Below are 18,584 nucleotides of genomic sequence, written 5' to 3'. Positions count from 1 at the left end.
TCCTTTCACTTAGAACCCACCATAAATGAACCCTTCACTCGAAACACCGAACACCAAGACCGATACGATCACGAACAGTTGAATCGCCACGTTCGTGAAGGCGGAGCGCTCAGCCAACCAGTCCCAGGCCGAACCTTTCGTCCGTTCGATGTACTGAAACACGTGGACGGTCGTAAAGAAGAAGAGGAACACAAGTAAATCGAGTAACGAGAATAATTCAAGTGCCTGTAGCATGTCGACCGGTGCCCATGACGAAGGTGTCACATACAACCGGGCATGGTGAAACGCTTGTGCGACCGAGTCGGAAACGAAGAAGACACGTGAGAAACAGACCAACTGGAACGTGATGGCGATTTTCAGCCATTTATGAAGCTCGGGCGCCCGGTCGAGTCGAATGAAGGACGCCATCTGTTCCCGCTGATGTTTCGTCGCATCCCCGAACACACGGTACAGGCCATGAATCAGACCCCACAAGACGAAACTCCAGGCGGCCCCATGCCAGATGCCGCTCACCAAAAATGTGATGACGATAGCGACATAGATCTGATGCCGCTTCTTTTTCCCTTTGCAGAGCGGGATAAAGATATAATCCCGGAGCCACGTCGACAGCGAGATGTGCCACCGGTTCCAAAAGTCGGCAATCGATACCGCGAAATGAGGCTGTCGAAAATTCTCCGTCAACTTGATGCCGAATAGTCTCGCTGTCCCGATGGCGATGTCACTGCAGGCTGAAAAGTCGGCGTACAATTGAATCGAGAACAACATCGTGCCGAGCACGATTTCAGAACCGGTCGGGTTTGGCTGACTGAACACGCTCGCGACCATCGGGGCCAATCGGTCAGCGATGAGCGTCTTCTTAAAGAAGCCCCAAGCAATCCGCTTCATCCCATAGCTGACATGCTCGTAATCGAACCGTTGCTCCGCTTTGAATTGAGGCAGCAACTTCTTGGCCCGCTCGATTGGACCCGCCACTAGCTGCGGGAAGAAGGCGAAGTAAATCGAGAAGTATCCATAATGGCGCTCGGCCTTCAGTTTCCCGCGATACAGATCGACGAGATAGCTGATGGCCTGGAACGTATAAAACGAAATCGCCAGCGGCAAGACGATGTCGCGATATGGGATGTCATAGTTCCACCCCATCGATGTCGCCAGCGTGTGTAACGAGTCGTTCACGAAGTTAAAGTATTTGAACCAGCCGAGGAACAACACCAAGACGAAGACACCAAGAAGCATCAGCCGCTTTTTCTGTTGCTTCTCATCTTGTCGTTCAATGAGGAGCCCCGTGACAAACGTAAAGGCCGTGCTCACGAGCAACAACGGAATGAATTGGATACTGACCGTCGCATAAAACAAATAGCTCGCCGTCAGTAACAGCACCCATCGGAAGCGATGCGGCACCACATAATATATCGCCACTAAAATGGCGAGAAAGAGTAAAAACTCGATTGAAATAAACGTCATAGCTTCACCTGATTATTCTAAACTTATATTGCTTTCAACAAAGGCTTCACTTGCACCAGTTTACGTTTTCAGTTGGTGACGAGCTCTCGTTTCGGTAACGCGCCATACAGAATTTTTCCGGATTCGTTCCGGGGAATGGCATCGATTTGTAGAATCGTAACCCCTCTCGTATGCATCATGTCTTTGATGACTTGTTTGATAGCGACACGGTCGTCGTGCAACGTGTAGACGTACAGCTCGTCATCCGTCCCTGTACAGACACACTCATGTCCGTGTGCTCGTAGCAGATGTTCCACTTCATCGAGGCTGATCCGGTTCCCGTGCATCTTGATCATGCGCTTGATGCGGCCGACGATAAAGAAATAGCCGTCTTCGTCCATATACGCCAAATCGCCTGTCTGCAGGACGCCCTCGTTCTCATCTCCGTTTGCGAGATCGGACAATGCCTCGGCATAACCGAGCGACACGTTTGCGCCACGATATATCAATTCGCCGACGACGTTGGGCGCGGTGATGAGTTCGCCCGTTTCATTGCGTAACGTCAATTCACCGCCTGGGATGGCGATGCCGATGCTGCCTGCCTTCTCACGACTCTGGTCAGGAGGCAAATACGACATGCGTGCCGTCGCTTCCGTTTGCCCATACATCGTGAAAAACTGAATCCCTTTTCGTTCGCAGATGTCGGTAAACGTACTCGCTAAATCCAGATTCAATTTCCCTCCGGCTTGGGTCAGTTTCGTCAAACTCGGTAGCTCCAGCTTCTCGAATTTGAGCCGATTGAGCATCTCGTAGATGAATGGGACGCCACCGAACGTCGTGACGTGTTGGTCGCGACACAACTGCCAAAAGTCCTTCTGCATGATCGATGACTCCGTCATCACGATCGTCGCCCCAGACACGAGGTGGCTGTTGATGATGGATAAGCCATATGAGTAGTTCATCGGCAGCGTCGTGATCGGACGATCGTCTTCGCTGATGTCTAGATAAGACACGATCGATGCCGCGTTGCGGAACAAGTTGTCATAGCTAAGCCGTACCAGCTTCGGACTGCCCGTGCTGCCGGACGTCGTCAACAAGAGCGCGAGCTCGTCATGCAGTTCATGTTCGATTGCATGAGGACATTCAAATAACGCATAGTCCCCATATTCATAAGTCGTGTCCATCTCCTGCGCTAATTGATGATGCTCCCGATTCGCCCAAATGTGCGTCGGTCGATAGCGGTCAATTAAGTGCTGCAGCTGTTCCGAATGAATCGCTGCATCCAACAGGAGCGGCACGATGCGTCCGCGGAGACATCCGACGTAGCCAAACAGTGACTCTTTGTTGTTGGCGCACAAAATAAAGACGAGTGTTCGATGACCGATCTCATCCCCAATCGCGTCGGCCGTCTCGATCATCTCGTCGTAGGAATACGCGCGATCCGCGTAGATGGCGCTACGTTCTCCATACCGCTCGATCGTATCGAAGCGCTTCATTGTCCGAAATCCACACCCAAGCGTTTCAATAAGTCGATGCCGGATTGATACGTGTTGAAGTCCGTGATCACATCGGAATCGAGATCGACGTCAAACGCATCTTCAAGCTCAGCAATCAACGTCATGTGGCCGATCGAATCCCATTCTTTCGTGACACCAAGCTTCATTTCTTCGAATGACGCGTCTGGCTCGACATCCAGTCCGTTGATAAATGCGGTTTTATATAATTCGATATTGTTCATTGGTTTAAATTCTCCCCCGTTTTATGTGTAACGTTTATATGCGTATAATTGATAATGATAATCATTTGCTAAGTGATTTTATCACATCGGATTTTTGACGGCAATACAGCATCAGATAATTGGCGCAGATCATCGAGAAAAACCGGCTATCGTTATTCGATAGCCAGTCTTTATATAAACTCTCTAGATCAGTATCAATGGACCAAGGGGCCAAGTGTCATGTATTTTCTTGCTCTTGCACTCGAACTGTTTTCACGTTGGTCGAGACCAGCTTGATGATCCAAGTAAATGTTAGTCGGCTACGCAATATCATCCACCCATATATTTTAGGATTTCGAGTCATCTACATATCCAAACCTTCATATTCGAAGAATCATGCTGAATAGATTTAACCTATAATTTACATGTCTCGTCCTACATGGAATAGATTACTCATCCCCAAACTTCTTTCAACGTATATCGAAATAAATCATTCAGTTGTGCCGTTGGATCATTTACTTCAACGTCCAGCGATTCCACATATACTTCAAAACGTTGAATTTCTCGTTCTACAAATTTGTTAATGACGGTAATCCGAGGTTCTAAATCAAACTCATCTCCGGCCAACTTTCGCTCTAATAATCGATCAATCGAATGCTTTAATTCACCATCTTTTAATGAATCCTCTAAAAGGACATGAAAACTAATCGGTGGTGCCGTATTATATTTTTCAATCCACTGGCAAGCCAAAATCGGACGAAGCACGTAAAAATATTTTTTGATGCGGACTTCTCGTCCTTGCAAATATTCACGGTAGTTGTTTTTAGCCATATTTAAGTAATGATGTAACATCGAGTTCGGATAAAACACCTCTGATTCTAGCGCTCGCATATTATCTATAAGCGTATACTGTTGATAGTAAACAATCTCACTTCTGAGCCATTCCAAGAGAGGGGGATTGTTCTTTCTAAATAGACGCAATGCTTTCGTGACTTCCCAACCACTGATGTCTAATAAATCGTTAATTGGCTCTTCAATTACATCACGCTTTTGTCCAATGCCTTGGGGATCGATGGCTAAATACCACTCAGGAAGATGAATGTAGATAAATCTAACATCATAATCGCTATCTTTTGAAGGGAATCCCCAGGCTCGGCTGCCAGACTCAACCGCATATAGAATTTTTACACCGTACTTCGCTTCAATTTCTATTAGTTTTTGCTGGATCATTGCATGCATTAAAGAGATCTCCTTTGTAATTTAGACGTTAGTTGTTTATCTATGTATGATTATAATGGAAATGGAAATGGAGATGGAGATGGAGATGAGTCAATGACCTATACCTGCCCTGTCTGTGGATTTGATGAATTAGACGAACCTGCTTACAACGAATTTAATGATCCTTCATTTGAAATTTGTTCGTGTTGTCGATTCCAATTCGGAGATGATGATGACGTCGAAATTGAAGAAGGTTTATTTATGCAACGAGAAGAGACCCACGCCATGTATCGCCAAGCATGGATTGCAAAAGGGACTCCGATCTTCATGCCTGAATATTATCCAAAGCAATTCCAACTCGATGGTGCGGTAACGAAAGAACACTTGATTGAACAACTCAAAAACATTCGTATTTTTGAGGACCAATAAATATTCAAGGGTCTAATGATGTTGTTAAAAAGACCACCTGTGATCTTCTGGTAAACAGTCATCACACAGCAGTTTCCCTTCAAAAGTTGCTCCATTACACAACTGTAACAATGGATCCCTTTTTTCTCTGTCTTTTGTCCATCGTCCACAAGTTGAACATAGTCCACAATTCATTGAACCTGGGTCTAAGACAACCGTGGAGCAACTTTCCCATTCCACATTCACTGCATTCGTACCGATTTGGATTGTTTGGTCCTGACACAACTCGTTTGTGACTTGATCAATCATTCCAAAATCTTTGTGCACTTCAATTTCCTCTACTTCCACCAAAAAAGATGCATTGATTAAAACTGTTTTTTTCAAAGTGAAGCCTCCTTTCAAATATTCAATCTCTGTGAATTTTAATTAAAATAAGTGCTTGATTTTCAACGCTATAAAATCTTTTCAATATGATTAGCATTCGGTAGTTAAAAACATTTACCTGCAAAAAAAAGCGTCAAAGACAGTGAGCTGCCTCTGACGCTAAAAGAATGTATACGCGGTTACTTATGATACGGTTCATTCCGGTTAATCCGATACGCCCGATAAATCTGCTCACACAAGACGAGCTTCATTAACTGATGCGGAAACGTCATTTTTGAGAATGAGATCGTGTCGTCCGAACGCTTCATGACATCATCCGATAAGCCGAGCGAGCCACCGATGACGAACGCGATTTTGCTCTTGCCGTACGTTGCCAAATTATCGAGTTCTCGGGCGAACTCTTCGCTCGTCCGTTGTTTGGCGTCGATGGCCAAAGCAATCACATGCGTGTCCGGACTGATTTTCGCCAAAATTCGCTCGCCTTCTTTTTGTTTTACTAGAATCATGTCCGCTTCACTTAAATGCTCGGGCGCTTTCTCGTCCGCGACCTCGATTTCCTGCACTTTTGCATAGGCCGATAGGCGTTTTGTATACTCGGCAATCCCTAGTTTCAAATACTTCTCTTTTAGTTTGCCGACCGTGATAATTGAAATATTCATCCAATTCTTCCTTTTTCCACAGTTTTTTTGGAGTTATCCATAGGGTTATCCACAGAGTTATCCACAAATCCACATGTTGATAATCATTTTTTGCTTGACACAACATATGTTGCGTCGGCATCGCAGAACTCACATGTCACTTGTCCACTTGTGGATAGTTCTTCGAGCAACGGGTATTCTCCCGTCTCATCGACAATGATATCTAAAGCGATTTCAACATGTTCCTTGCATACTTTTTTTTCCACAATATTTCCTCCTTAAAAAAGAAGCGTCGCCGCTCCTTTAGGTTGCTTCAGTTAATGTGGCTTCGGTCTCGCCTGCCTTGCCGCGTCGCGTATATTCGATCGTGATGTTATCCCCAACCGTAGCGTCTCGGTACAGCGCGTCCCTTAAATCGACGTAACGTTTGATGTCGCGGTCACCGATTTTGGTAATGACGTCACCGACACGAAGACCCGCCTCTTCGGCTGGACTGCCGGGGGTGATCGCCTCGACGAATACGCCGTCCTCATTGTCAAAACTAATCCCATACTCTTCCCGGACGTTACCTGGTACGGCGATGACTTCTTGAATCGTGACGCCGAGTTGAGGCCGCGTCACTTTCCCATCGCGTTCAAGCATGTCGATGACCGGCAGCGCGACGTTGACGGGAATCGAGAAGCCGACCCCTTCGACACTCGCCTCAGCGATTTTCATCGAATTGATGCCGACGAGCTCGCCGCGGATGTTGATCAGTGCCCCGCCCGAGTTTCCTGGGTTGATGGCGGCATCGGTCTGAATGACCTCAGCGTTATAATCCATGAGTCCGTCACTGTTCGTGTCGACCGGTACGGTGCGTTCGACACCACTGACGATACCACGGGTGACCGAGTTTGAAAAGACGCCGAGCGGATTGCCGATCGCCATGACGGTCTCGCCTGCCTGCAGCACGGTCGAGTCCCCGAGCGTGATCGGGGCGACATCAATATTGGCCGGCAGTTCGACCGATGCGACGGCCAAATCATTGAGTGGGTCTTCTCCGAGAATCGTCGCCGAAGCAACTTGTCCGTCTGAAAACGCCACGTTGATTTCGTCCGCTTCTTCGATGACGTGGAAGTTCGTGACGATATACGCCGTATCCCCCTCGACTTTATAGATGACACCAGAGCCTGCTCCAGCCTCCCACTGCGATTCCGAGGTGAAGGCCCGCTGGATGTTCGTAATGCTGACGACGGACGTCTTAGCGCCCGTTACAGCGCCCGTAATATCGGATTCTGTAACAGTGACGGCTTGTTCCGTCCGAATGAGTTCATTTGTCACAAAACGAGAGGTTGGCGAATCCCAGAGCATCATCGCCAAAAAGAACAAAGCCGCTCCTAAGAATCCGCCAACCCCTCCGAGTAACAACGGTTTTAAGTTCATTCGCGGCTTGTGGCGCACATGTTCTTCTTGTTTCGGGCGCCACTCGCTGCGAGATGGGTACGTCGGTTTTTCATCGTTCATTGTATCTGCTTCGTGCTCTAAAGGTTCGACGTCTTGAGGTTCATACTCATGGTGTCTCTCTTCGTTCACGACGCGTCCCCCCTTCAAGACAGTGTGTTATCTGTCTTTTCCCAAGTTCGCTTATAAAGAAACGAGCGAAGTGGGGGTTGATGGGTCGGTATCGCACAATTTGATGCGACCAAGGTCGACATCGCGCATCCCGAGTGTTTGCGAGACGCTCATTTGAGCGAGTTCTTTCATGTTGTTATCTTTACTGAGGTGAGCCAAATAGATGCGTTTCGTCTGGGCTCCGATGACCTCGCTCATCGCGATGGCCGCGTCTTCGTTCGAGACGTGGCCGTAGTCCCCGAGAATACGACGCTTGACGCTCCACGGATAACGTCCCATTTGAAGCATCGAGACGTCATGGTTCGATTCGAAAATAAAATCATCAGCCCCGCGGATGACGCCTTTCATCCGGTCGGACACATAGCCCGTGTCGGTGATATGGGCGAGGCGTCTGCCGTCATGGGCGAACTGGTAAAACATCGGGTCGGCCGCGTCATGGCTGACGTTGAACGATTCGATTTCGATATCCCCGAACTGTTTGACCTCGCCTACCTCGAAGTGAAACTTCAAGGCCGGATCGACTTTCCCGATCAAGGATTCCATCGCGGCCCACGTCTTCGCGTTCGCGTAAATCGGTAAGTTATACTTTCGAGCGAGAATCCCGACACCTTTAATATGGTCGGAGTGCTCATGCGTGACGAGCAGTGCATCGATACCGTCAAACGATCGGCCGATCTCGGTGATGCGTTGTTGCATCGCCTTCCCGGTCAACCCGGCGTCGACGAGCAATTTCGCCCGTTCCGTCTCAATGTAGAGGGAGTTCCCGGTCGAACCGCTCGCAAGCACACTATAGCGTAAAGTCACTCGATCACTCCTTTCATTCTTCTGAGTCAAATTCGACCCGTTCGACGGTCCCGTCGATTGCATTGACGAAGTACACGTCCCCGTCGATTGTGATCGACCAGAGCGGCGGCATGATGATCAAGCTGCCGGAACTGTCGAGCGGCAGGCTATAGAAACCTGTGTTGATGGCTCGCATCTCTTGGTTCGGTTGGAAGTACTTCCGGGCCGCGAGTTGCGAGATGGCCTCGCTCGCCGTCAAGACGAGATCGTCTTGCGACTTTGAGGATAAGTTCGTCAAATGACGTTGTTTATAGTCGGTCACTTCGAGTGATTCATTCAATTGAAGTAGCAGGAGCGACGGACCGATATACTGCTCGGTCTCCCCATCGATTTCAGGATTTGAGAAAATTTTATTATTCTCATACGTCTGCACGAAGGCGACTTGACGTGTCCCGGCGTCATAGCGCCAGTACGCATACTCCGAACCGAAGGGGACGTACTCCGAGACGAACGTCGAGGCGGTCGTCCGTAAATCTTCTTTGTCGAGCGGGACGGGCTGCTTGAGCTCGACTTCGAGCTGCATGTTATCAACCGTCGTCGCCAGCTGAACTTCTCGGTTTTTCGTGATCATCGAGGATGACATCTGCTCGGACGATCCTGTCAAATAGCCGATATCCCGTCCCATCCGTGGTAACTTCGACGCATCGACGTTCCGTTGATCCAAAATTTGTGCAATCGACGTATTGTCGTTCGTCACGACCTCTGTCGCCCACGTCTCCGTCAAGAGCTGGAACAACAGGTAGATGTTCAGCGCGAGGAAGGCGAAGAGAAGAATCGTTTTCGCTTTACTCCAATCCACGATACATCATCCTTTCTGTCCAGTCTTCCGGTTGATCGAATGGGATCCAACGTCCCGCCTCCCGAACGAACCAGTTCGGCGAGAATGTGACGTAACGGCTCGTGTCTTCATTGTATTCGATCTCATAGCCGAGACGAATCTCGGTCACGTTTTCAAATCGTCCCGCGTTAACGAGCGTGTCGACGACGTCTTGTCCGTCCGCGAGCCGTGTCGTCCCGACCGAGATCAGGCGATCGATCTCGAGATGATGCCGCGTGATCGACCGGACTTGCGTCCCATCGTTCTCAACGCGCAACGTCGACAAGTCGACGGCATCATTATTGATGAACGCCTCCCGTTGACTGAACACGGGGAACCCGTTCACGTGAAACCGGAACACGGTCGTTTCAAAGCCTTTATTGGCCGGCGTGATCGCATCGAATCGAAGCGACAATCCTTGGCTCTCCGACGTCTCATCGACCCAACCTCCATGGAAGTTGACGAACTCGACAATCGTGTCGAGGCCGATGACCGACTCCTGTTCCGAACTGTTACGTGATAAGTTGCGATAACGGCTCGCGTTCAAGTTCGCATCATATTCGGCGACGCTAATCCCGTTCGTGAGTGCGCCGACCGAACTAGCCGGGTCGACTTCTTGCACGTTCGGGTCCCCGGGGAAGAACGTATCCCGCATCCAATCGAGGCGAGCCGAAATTTGAATCTGCGACACGTCGTAAGCGAACAGCTCGTTCATCTCCGGTCCGACGACCGGGATGTAGTTGACGCGTTCATCCGTATACGTGACGCGACGCATCGAGCGGTCCGAGTCTTTCAAGAACAGGCTGTTGACGTCCCCTTGACCGACTTTCGACAACCGCCCTTCCCAAAGCGATTGGTCGCTCATGATCGTGCGGATGCGCCACGTGTCGTCCTTCATGAAGATGAGGGCCCGTTGCGGCACTTTGCCAGACAGGCTGTACGAACCCGGGAGCATATAGCTGAGCGTGTCCGTGTAATACGGCTCCGGTAAAATCAGTTCGACGGCCTCATCGACACCCGCATATAAATTCGGGACGCTCTTGACGGCGAGCGGTTTGAACTCACTCGCCTCGAACGACTCCCGAATGACACGCATAATCTGTTTCGGTGTATTCTTCGTGGCAAAGACGGCGTTGTTCTCGTGAACGACCGTTTGGGCCGGTACGATGATTTGTCGTGGCTGCCGCTGAAGCGACTCATCCACCGTCGCGACTTGCGTCTCTGACTGGACCGACTGATACTTCGGATGGTAGTCCCACAGGATGACCGTTTGGACGATGGACGTGACGATCAAGGTGAGCAAGACGAGCGATTTCACTAGTTCTGGCTTCGCCAAGAAGCGTGGTCGTTCCATCAGTCATTCACCTCCACGATCGTATCGAACGGGATGGTAAAGTAAATCGTCGTCCCGCGTCCGAACTCACTTTCAGCCCAGATGTCACCGCCATGGGCCGAAACGACTTCTTTGGCAATCGATAGACCGAGTCCGGTTCCGCCGATATTGCGGGCCCGGGCCTTGTCGACCCGATAGAACCGTTCAAAGATTTTTTTCAAGTTCGATTTCGGGATGCCGACCCCTTCATCTTTAATACCGATGACGAGCCGCTTGGCACGGAGCATCGTCCGGAACGTGATCGTCCCGCCTTCCGGCGAGAACTTGATCGCGTTCGTGATGATGTTGTCGATGACCTGCGTCATCTTGTCTTGATCGGCATGGACATACACGCGGCGTTTCATGAGCTTGCGGCGGAATTGGATCGTCTCGCCTTTCGTCATCTCATGTCGCTCGATGATGTCGTTGAAGAACTGGATAAAGTCGAACTTCACTTTTTGCATCGTATACTCTTTGCTGTCCATCTTCGACAGTTGCAACAAGTCGTTGACGAGGCGAATCATCCGCTCCGTCTCGTTCTGTGTCGTCTCGAGGAAGCGCGGGGCGAGCTCGTCGTCCTTATATGCGCCTTCGGCGAGTACTTCGAGGTAACTCCGCATCGTCGTGAGCGGCGTCCGTAGCTCGTGGCTGACGTTCGCGACGAACTCACGACGGTCTTGCTCGACCTGTTCTTGCTCGGTCACGTCGTGCAGAACGACAATCAGACCGGTAATTGGTCCGCTATGCTTTTGAATCGGCGAGAAATAGGCGCGGACGAGGAATAGTTCTTCGTCCGTACTGAGGTCGATCAGTTTCGGTGGCATCGTCCCGTCTTCCGGGATGACGATCTCGTCGTCGAACTCGAGCAGATTCTGAAGGTTCGCCCCCATCGCCTCCTCCTCGGCGAGCCCGATCATATCGCGGGCTTGGTCGTTCATCAAGATGACCCGGAGCGAGCGATCCGTCGCGACGACCCCGTCCGACATGTTCTCGAGGACGCTCGTCAAGCGGCGTCGCTCGGCTTCCGTCGTCGCGTTCGCCTCCATGAGCTCATCGGTCAATTCGTTGAAGGCGTAGGCGAGTTGGCCGACCTCGTCATCAGAATAGACTTTAACTTTCCGCGAGAAGTTCCCTTTTCGCATCTCGACGGCTTGACGACGCATATCCGCAATCGGTCGCGTGATTGTCCGTGACAGCAAGATCCCCAGAATTGACGTGATGATCAGGGCGATGAGCGTCCCGGTCGCGAGAATCCTCGTCACTTGCTCCATCTGGTTATAGATGGACTGCATCGACGCCTCGATATAGATCATGCCGGTCGTCGTCCCATCGACCTCGGATTTCACTGGAACGGCGACGACACGCATACGCTCGTTCGAGTCTTCATAGACGAGCGTCTCTTGCGCCCCGCTCGTCGCGAATGATTTTTGAATGAACGAGTTCGCCGTCCGTTGTCCGACGAGACTCTGGTTGTTCGGATTCGACGTCGCCCGGACGACACTGTTCGTGTCGATAATCTGGACTTCGCGAATGTCGTCAGCTAGCGTCGTGCTCTCCGTAAATTCAGACAGCAGTTGATCCAGTACCTGGTTCAACTGCTGGTCTGAAGTCGAGTCACCGCCGTTCGATGCGATCCCTTCACTGACGTTATAGCTCAGAAGGTTGGCCCGATCAACGAGCGACTGCGAGAAGTTGTTGATGTATTGTCGTTCGAGGGAGCGTACGAAGTACACTCCGATGACTTGCATCGCAACAAGAATGAGCAGCGCATAGATGACGACGAGCTTCCACTGGATAGATTTAAAGAAGTTCGTCCGTTTCATCGTTTAGTCTTCTTCTCCTGCTTTTAAATAGTACCCGACACCACGGCGCGTGATGATATACGTCGGCGTCGATGGGTTGTCTTCGACTTTCTCGCGCAAACGGCGGACGGTCACGTCGACCGTGCGGACGTCACCGAAGTAATCATAGCCCCATACGGTCTGGAGCAAGTGCTCGCGTGTCATGACTTGCCCGATGTTTTGGGCGAGGTAATGGATCAGCTCGAACTCGCGGTGCGTCAGTTCGATTTTCTCTTCCCGTTTCGTGACCATGTACGAATCCGGATGAATCGTCAAATCACCGATCACGATATCATTGTCGTTGGCACCTTTCGTCTCCGGAGCCGGGGCCGTTGCGTGACGGCGCATATTCGCCTTGACGCGGGCCAAAAGCTCGCGTGAGCTGAACGGTTTCGTGACGTAATCGTCGGCACCGAGCTCGAGCCCGAGCACTTTATCGATCTCAGAGTCTTTCGCCGTCAACATGATGATCGGCATGTCGTACTTCTTCCGGACTTCACGGCACACTTCCATGCCGTCTTTGAGCGGCAACATGATGTCGAGCAAAATCAAATCCGGTTTGACTTCTTCGACTTTCACGAGCGCCTCTTCCCCGTCATACGCGACGTGGACTTGGTATCCTTCTTTTTCAAGCTTAAACTTCAATATATCTGCGATTGGTTGCTCGTCATCTACCACTAAAATCGTACGATCCATTCAGTGAGTCCTCCTCTTATCGTTAAACGTACATGTCTACATTGTAACTCTTTTTCTATAGGTTAGAAAGCGTGGTCCATTTCCGCGGAAATGAAAAGAGAGCCACGAGGGCTCTCTATCTTATGCTTCGTAAATGTCACGCAAGATGACCGTCTGCTCACGTGCCGGTCCGACCGAGAACGTCAACAATTCGATGCCTGTCAACGCTTCGATGCGCTTGACATAGTTCTGCGCGTTCACCGGCAAGTCTTCGAACTTGCGGATGCCTGTGATGTCTTCTGTCCAGCCTGGGAGCTCTTCGAACACAGGCTTGCACTGTTCGAGCACGCGGAAGTTCGGTGGGTACTCGTCGAGGAGCTTGCCTTCGAACTCGTATGCCGTACAAATCTTGAGCGTCTCAAGACCTGTCAACACGTCGATCGAGTTGAGGCAAAGGTCTGTGATTCCGCTGACGCGGCGTGAGTGACGGACGACGACCGAGTCGAACCAACCGACGCGACGCGGACGTCCTGTCGTCGTACCGTACTCTTTTCCGACTTCACGGATCGTGTGACCGATCTCATCGTCAAGTTGGGTCGGGAACGGGCCGTCTCCGACACGTGACGTGTACGCCTTACAGACGCCGACGACGTGATGGATTTTCGATGGGCCGATACCGGCACCGCTCGATACGCCGCCTGAAGCTGCGTTCGATGATGTGACGAACGGGTACGTTCCGTGGTCGATGTCTAACAACACACCTTGCGCGCCTTCGAACAGTACTTTCTGTTCTTCGTCGAGCGCGTTGTTCAACACGACTGATGTATCACACACGTACTTGGCGAACTGTTGGCCGTACGCGTAGTATTCTTCGAAGATGTCATCGAATTCGATCGCATCGACTTCGTACATCTTCACGAACATGCGGTTTTTAATCGCGAGGACGGTCTTGAGCTTCTCGGCGAACACTTCTTTGTCGAGAAGGTCAGCGATGCGAATCCCGATACGCGACGCTTTGTCCATGTAGCAAGGACCGATCCCTTTGAGCGTCGTCCCGACTTTGGCGTCGCCTTTCGCGTCCTCTTCGAGCTTGTCTTGCAACTGGTGGTACGGCAAGATGACGTGGGCCCGGTTCGAGATGCGGAGGTTATCCGTACTCACGCCACGCTCGTGCAAGTATGCGAGCTCCGTGACGAGCGATTTCGGATTGACGACCATCCCGTTCCCGATGACACAAGTTTTGTCCGAGTAGAAGATCCCCGATGGAATCAAGTGAAGTTTATACTTCGTATCGTTGAAGACGATCGTATGACCAGCGTTGTCTCCCCCTTGATAACGCGCGACGACCTCGGCCTGCTTCGATAAGAAGTCCGTGATTTTCCCTTTACCTTCATCGCCCCACTGCGTTCCCACTACGACTACTGATGACATAATGAATCCTCCTTGTAGATAAACGTTCTATTCAAACCATCCGTAAGTGTACACTTGCTTTTCTCGAAAGTCAACCTAATACCGAACGATATTTTTAAGTTGTAACCTTTCGTTCGTTATTGACGTGTCATTTTTCATTCAATGATTGGATTCTTCAAAATTTGAGTACGTTTAGGTCTAAAGACCGACAAAAAAGACGACGTCTCATGACGTCGCCTTTAGCGGAATGACTCGCCCTACATCGGCGGCGCAAAAGCTTGCGTCTCCATGTTGACGAATTTGTTGTATTCTTTTCGGAACGAGAGTTTGACCGTCCCCGTCGGACCGTTACGCTGTTTGGCGATGATGATCTCGATCGTGTTGGCATCTTCACTCTCTTTGTCGTAATAGTCATCCCGGTACAAGAACGCGACGATATCGGCATCTTGCTCGATCGCCCCGGATTCCCGGATATCTGACATCATCGGACGCTTGTCTTGACGGCTCTCAACACCACGTGAAAGCTGCGACAAAGCGATGACCGGTACTTGGAGCTCACGCGCGATCGCTTTGAGCGTCCGCGAGATCTCTGAGACTTCTTGTTGCCGGTTCTCGCCTGGCTTGCCGTTCCCGACGATGAGCTGCAAGTAGTCAATCATGATCATGCCGAGGCCATGCTCTTGTTTCAAGCGGCGGCACTTGGCCCGGATCTCGTTGACGCGAAGACCCGGTGTATCATCGATATAAATACCGGCTTGCGACAGCGATGACATGGCGAGCGAGAGCCGACCCCAGTCCTCGGCCTCGAGCCGTCCCGTCCGTAGACGCTGGGCGTCGATATTGCCTTCCGCACAGAGCATCCGCATGACGAGTTGCTCGGCACCCATCTCCAAACTGAAGATGGCGACGTTCTCACCGGTACGGACGGCCACGTTTTGCGAGATGTTCAAGGCGAAGGCCGTCTTCCCGACGGAAGGACGGGCCGCGACGATGATGAGGTCGTTACGTTGGAAACCGGCCGTCATCTTGTCTAGATCGCTGAACCCGGTCGCGATACCGGTGATCTCCCCGCTCGATTGGTGCAGTTTTTCAATCGTCGAGTAGGCGTCCGATAAGACCGAGCCAATCGGATGGAAGCTCGACTGCCCTTTGCGTTGCGAAACTTTTAAAATATTCCGCTCGGCGTCTGACAGGACGGCATCGACCTCGTCTTGGCGTTCATAGCCGTCTGAGACGATATTCGTCGCGGTCCGAATCAAGCGGCGGAGCGCCGCCTTTTGATCGACGACGTTCAAATAATACCCGATGTTCCCGATGGCCGGAACCGCTTCGGCGATTTCCGCCAAGTAGTTCAATCCACCGATTTCATCGAGAATGCCTTGAGCTTGAAGTTCCGAACTGAGCGTGACCAAATCGACAAGTTCACCGCGGTCGTTAATCTTCAGCATCGCCTCAAAGATCCGTTGATGGCTGACACGATAAAAGTCGTCCGGGTCGACCCGCTCCGAGGCCGTGATCAGCCGATCGGAATCGAGAATGACGGCCCCAAGGACAGCTTGTTCCGCTTCGACGCTATGTGGCGGGGTGTTGACTTGAATCGCATCACTCATACGTTGTCTACCTCACCTTCACGCTTCTTGAACATGAACGTTTAACGAAGCCGTGACGTCATGATGCAACTTCACCGGCACTTTCGTGAACCCAAGCGCTTTGATTGGGTGCTCAAGCTCGATTTTACGCTTGTCGATCTTGTAGCCCATCCCTTTCAACGCTTCACCGATTTGCTTGCTCGTGACCGATCCGAAGACGCGACCGCCCTCACCTGACTTCGTCTTGACGACGATCGTCTCTTTTTCAAGCTTGTCTTTCAACTGCTGGGCTTGCTTCAATTCCTCTTCGGCCGCTTCTTCAGCACGTCGCTCTTTCGCGGCGAACGCCTTCAAGTTACCTGGTGTCGCTTCGACCGCCAAGTTCTTTTTAAAGAGTACGTTCTTCGCATAAGCGTCCGCGACGTCCTTGACGTCACCCGCTTTACCTTGACCTTTTACATCTACTTTTAAAATGACTTTCATTCAGAATCCTCTCCCTCTGTTTCATCTGTCATATAATGATCAATCGCTTCTTGTAACAACGTTTTCGCCTGTTCCCGGCTCACGTTCAATTGCGTCGCCGCGTTCGTCAAATGACCGCCCCCGTCCAGCATCTCCATGATGACTTGGACGTTGACATCGCCGAGCGAACGCGCACTGATTCCGGTCCGACCGTCTGGCAAGACGGCGATGACGAACGACGCTTTGACACCCTCCATGTTGAGGAGTTGATCGGCCGATTGGGCGATCAATACTTGATGATGCGCCTCGTCGTCTGAGGCGACGGCAATCGCCATACCTCCGGAATAGATGTCCGTATTTTCGAGAATATGGGACTGCTCGATATACGAATCGAGGTCTTGGCGCATGAAGTGCTGAACGAGCACGGTGTCGGCCCCTTGAATCCGGAGGAAAGAAGCAGCATCAAACGTCCGCGACCCTGTCCGTAAAGTAAATCCTTTCGTGTCGACCACCATACCAGCGAGGAGTGACGTCGCCTCTAAAATCGATAGCTTGCGCGTACCAGCCTGATACTCAATCAACTCCGTCACGAGTTCGCACGTCGAGGACGCGTACGGTTCCATGTAGACGAGGACCGGGTCTTCGATGAACTCTTCACCGCGGCGATGGTGGTCGATGACGACGACCCGTTCCGCACGGTCTAAAATATCCCGCGAGATGACGAGGGACGGCCGGTGTGTATCGACGACGACGAGCAACGTCTGTTCATCGATAAGCGGTTGGGCCTCGAACTCGGTCAAGAAGCGGCTATATAGCTCTTCGTCGTTCTCGACTTCATGGACGAGCCGCTGAATCCCCACGCTCGTCTCACCGGCGGGGATGACGACATACGCCTCGCGTCCGACAAATTCGGCCAGTTTCATGATCCCAATCGAGGCTCCAAGTGAGTCCATATCCGGATTTTTATGCCCCATGATCAGGACACGGCTCGACTCACGAATCAAATCGCGCATCGAGTTCGAGATGACGCGGGCCCGAACCCGAGTCCGTTTCTCGGTCGGGTTCGTCTTACCGCCGAAAAAGCGAACTTTTCCGTTATGACGTTTGACGACGACTTGGTCCCCGCCGCGACCGAGCCCTAAATCGAGGCTCGATTGCGATAAATTCCCAAGTTCCGTCAACGTCGTTTCTCCACAACCGATGCCGATGGAGAGTGTAAGTGGAATTTTATGTTCTTTCGTCGCCTCGCGGACCTCATCGAGAATCGAGAAGCGATTGTTCTCAAGTTCAGAGAGCGTCCGTTCGTTCATGACGAGGAAGAAACGGTCGGCTGCCGTTCGGCGCATATAAACGTAGTATTTTTGAGCCCATTGGTTCAATAGGACGGTCACCCGTCGATTGATTTCACTCCGCACCTGTTCATCGACGGCGGTCGACATCTCATCGTAGTTATCTAAGTATAAAACCCCGATCACCGTCTGTGTTTCCGAGTATTTTTGTTCAATCTCTGCTTCATCCGTCATATCGAACAAGTAAAGGGTTTGATATTCCTTGTTATAGAGGACTCGATAGACGCGGTCCCCGACTTCGATGGTCGCTTCATCCTCTTCTTCCTCAATCAACTCGGTGAACGCCGAGTGAATCGAGTCGATCGAGATCCCAAGTTCCATCTCGAGCTCGAAGATGAGCCGAGACTGTTCATTGAACCAGCTGATGCGACGCGCTTCGTCGAAGACGAGAATCCCGATCGGCATGCTGGTGAGCGCCTCTTTCCCGACGTCTTCGATTCGATGCGACAAAGAATGGACGTATTGTTCCCATGCCTTACGCTCTCGTCGAATCGTCACTTGCTGATAGATGAAATAAATCAGCGTGCCCACGAACAGGGTGATTGCCGCCACAATGCTGTAGAACGCCAATCCTAACGCGACGAGCAGTCCAATCACATATGGGACGGCGTGACGCGCGTACTGGTTCTTCACTGATGTTATTGCTTCACCACTGTGCATGTGTGCCTCCTAAAATGAGTGATATTCCACCCATGATGTCTAAATGGTTTCTGCTCTATCATACCATATCCGCCCGTTTCACTTACACTCCAACATCGGCTCAGAAAACAAAAAACGACCTATCCCGAGGGATAAGCCGTGTGTCAAAAA

Annotated in this window: 18 protein-coding genes; 1 reads left to right on the top strand and 17 read right to left on the bottom strand. The window is 51.1% G+C overall.

Going from position 1 to position 18,584, the window contains the following annotated elements; translation table 11 throughout:
* Nucleotides 1-9 precede the first annotated feature (9 nt).
* From EVJ33_RS03160 to EVJ33_RS03145, 4 genes are all read right to left on the bottom strand, one after another.
* Entirely contained in the window at nucleotides 10-1,461 is a 1,452-nt protein-coding gene (locus EVJ33_RS03160) for an MBOAT family O-acyltransferase (protein ID WP_131434379.1), read from the bottom strand.
* 68 nt (nucleotides 1,462-1,529) lie between these two features.
* A complete protein-coding gene (locus tag EVJ33_RS03155; RefSeq protein WP_131434378.1) occupies nucleotides 1,530-2,936 on the bottom strand; it encodes an AMP-binding protein in 1,407 nt (468 codons plus the stop codon).
* Nucleotides 2,933-3,178 (bottom strand): acyl carrier protein, encoded by a 246-nt coding sequence (locus EVJ33_RS03150; RefSeq protein ID WP_131434376.1) that lies wholly within the window; start codon nucleotides 3,176-3,178, stop codon nucleotides 2,933-2,935. Before EVJ33_RS03150 ends, EVJ33_RS03155 begins: the two co-directional genes overlap by 4 nt.
* 432 nt (nucleotides 3,179-3,610) lie before the next feature.
* Complete coding sequence (locus tag EVJ33_RS03145; protein WP_131434374.1) at nucleotides 3,611-4,396, bottom strand: nucleotidyltransferase domain-containing protein; 786 nt, start codon at nucleotides 4,394-4,396, stop codon at nucleotides 3,611-3,613.
* 42 nt (nucleotides 4,397-4,438) lie between these two features.
* Here EVJ33_RS03145 and EVJ33_RS03140 point away from each other — a divergent pair, with 42 nt between their 5' ends.
* Nucleotides 4,439-4,804 carry a hypothetical protein gene (locus EVJ33_RS03140; RefSeq protein WP_236634516.1) on the top strand — a complete coding sequence of 122 codons (366 nt, stop codon included), beginning with the start codon at nucleotides 4,439-4,441 and terminating at the stop codon, nucleotides 4,802-4,804.
* Nucleotides 4,805-4,828: 24 nt separating this feature from the next.
* Here the strand turns inward: EVJ33_RS03140 and EVJ33_RS03135 are convergent, their stop codons facing one another.
* The 13 genes from EVJ33_RS03135 to EVJ33_RS03075 all read right to left on the bottom strand — a co-directional run bounded on the left by EVJ33_RS03135 (nucleotide 4,829) and on the right by EVJ33_RS03075 (nucleotide 18,434).
* The gene (locus EVJ33_RS03135) at nucleotides 4,829-5,167 is read right to left on the bottom strand and encodes a hypothetical protein (protein WP_131434372.1); all 339 of its coding nucleotides are present in this window, start codon (nucleotides 5,165-5,167) and stop codon (nucleotides 4,829-4,831) included.
* Nucleotides 5,168-5,346: 179 nt separating this feature from the next.
* The gene (gene rlmH, locus EVJ33_RS03130) at nucleotides 5,347-5,826 is read right to left on the bottom strand and encodes a 23S rRNA (pseudouridine(1915)-N(3))-methyltransferase RlmH (protein WP_058765186.1); all 480 of its coding nucleotides are present in this window, start codon (nucleotides 5,824-5,826) and stop codon (nucleotides 5,347-5,349) included.
* 83 nt (nucleotides 5,827-5,909) lie between these two features.
* Nucleotides 5,910-6,071 (bottom strand): CxxH/CxxC protein, encoded by a 162-nt coding sequence (locus EVJ33_RS03125; RefSeq protein ID WP_021067873.1) that lies wholly within the window; start codon nucleotides 6,069-6,071, stop codon nucleotides 5,910-5,912.
* Nucleotides 6,072-6,108: 37 nt separating this feature from the next.
* Complete coding sequence (locus EVJ33_RS03120) at nucleotides 6,109-7,377, bottom strand: S1C family serine protease (protein WP_131434370.1); 1,269 nt, start codon at nucleotides 7,375-7,377, stop codon at nucleotides 6,109-6,111.
* A 51-nt stretch (nucleotides 7,378-7,428) separates the two neighbouring features.
* On the bottom strand, nucleotides 7,429-8,220 hold the full coding sequence (locus tag EVJ33_RS03115; protein ID WP_131434369.1) for an MBL fold metallo-hydrolase: 792 nt from the start codon (nucleotides 8,218-8,220) through the stop codon (nucleotides 7,429-7,431).
* A 13-nt stretch (nucleotides 8,221-8,233) separates the two neighbouring features.
* Nucleotides 8,234-9,058, bottom strand: a complete 825-nt coding sequence (locus tag EVJ33_RS03110) for a two-component system regulatory protein YycI (RefSeq protein WP_131434367.1) — start codon at nucleotides 9,056-9,058, stop codon at nucleotides 8,234-8,236.
* Nucleotides 9,045-10,430, bottom strand: coding sequence for a two-component system activity regulator YycH (yycH, locus tag EVJ33_RS03105; protein ID WP_131434365.1), 1,386 nt, complete (start codon nucleotides 10,428-10,430; stop codon nucleotides 9,045-9,047). The genes EVJ33_RS03110 and yycH overlap by 14 nt, the downstream gene beginning before the upstream one ends.
* Nucleotides 10,430-12,271 carry a cell wall metabolism sensor histidine kinase WalK gene (gene walK / locus EVJ33_RS03100; protein ID WP_131434363.1) on the bottom strand — a complete coding sequence of 614 codons (1,842 nt, stop codon included), beginning with the start codon at nucleotides 12,269-12,271 and terminating at the stop codon, nucleotides 10,430-10,432. Before walK ends, yycH begins: the two co-directional genes overlap by 1 nt.
* Before the next feature lie 3 nt (nucleotides 12,272-12,274).
* On the bottom strand, nucleotides 12,275-12,985 hold the full coding sequence (yycF, locus tag EVJ33_RS03095) for a response regulator YycF (protein ID WP_021067867.1): 711 nt from the start codon (nucleotides 12,983-12,985) through the stop codon (nucleotides 12,275-12,277).
* A 120-nt stretch (nucleotides 12,986-13,105) separates the two neighbouring features.
* Complete coding sequence (locus tag EVJ33_RS03090; protein WP_131434362.1) at nucleotides 13,106-14,395, bottom strand: adenylosuccinate synthase; 1,290 nt, start codon at nucleotides 14,393-14,395, stop codon at nucleotides 13,106-13,108.
* A 236-nt stretch (nucleotides 14,396-14,631) separates the two neighbouring features.
* Nucleotides 14,632-15,984 (bottom strand): replicative DNA helicase, encoded by a 1,353-nt coding sequence (gene dnaB / locus EVJ33_RS03085; protein ID WP_021067865.1) that lies wholly within the window; start codon nucleotides 15,982-15,984, stop codon nucleotides 14,632-14,634.
* Between the two features lie 18 nt (nucleotides 15,985-16,002).
* On the bottom strand, nucleotides 16,003-16,446 hold the full coding sequence (rplI, locus tag EVJ33_RS03080; protein WP_021067864.1) for a 50S ribosomal protein L9: 444 nt from the start codon (nucleotides 16,444-16,446) through the stop codon (nucleotides 16,003-16,005).
* Nucleotides 16,443-18,434, bottom strand: a complete 1,992-nt coding sequence (locus EVJ33_RS03075) for a DHH family phosphoesterase (protein ID WP_131434360.1) — start codon at nucleotides 18,432-18,434, stop codon at nucleotides 16,443-16,445. Before EVJ33_RS03075 ends, rplI begins: the two co-directional genes overlap by 4 nt.
* Between the last annotated feature and the right edge of the window lie 150 nt (nucleotides 18,435-18,584).

Source organism: Exiguobacterium sp. SL-10, from assembly GCF_004337025.1.
GTDB lineage: Bacteria > Bacillota > Bacilli > Exiguobacteriales > Exiguobacteriaceae > Exiguobacterium.
This window is presented reverse-complemented; position numbering and strand designations above follow the sequence as displayed.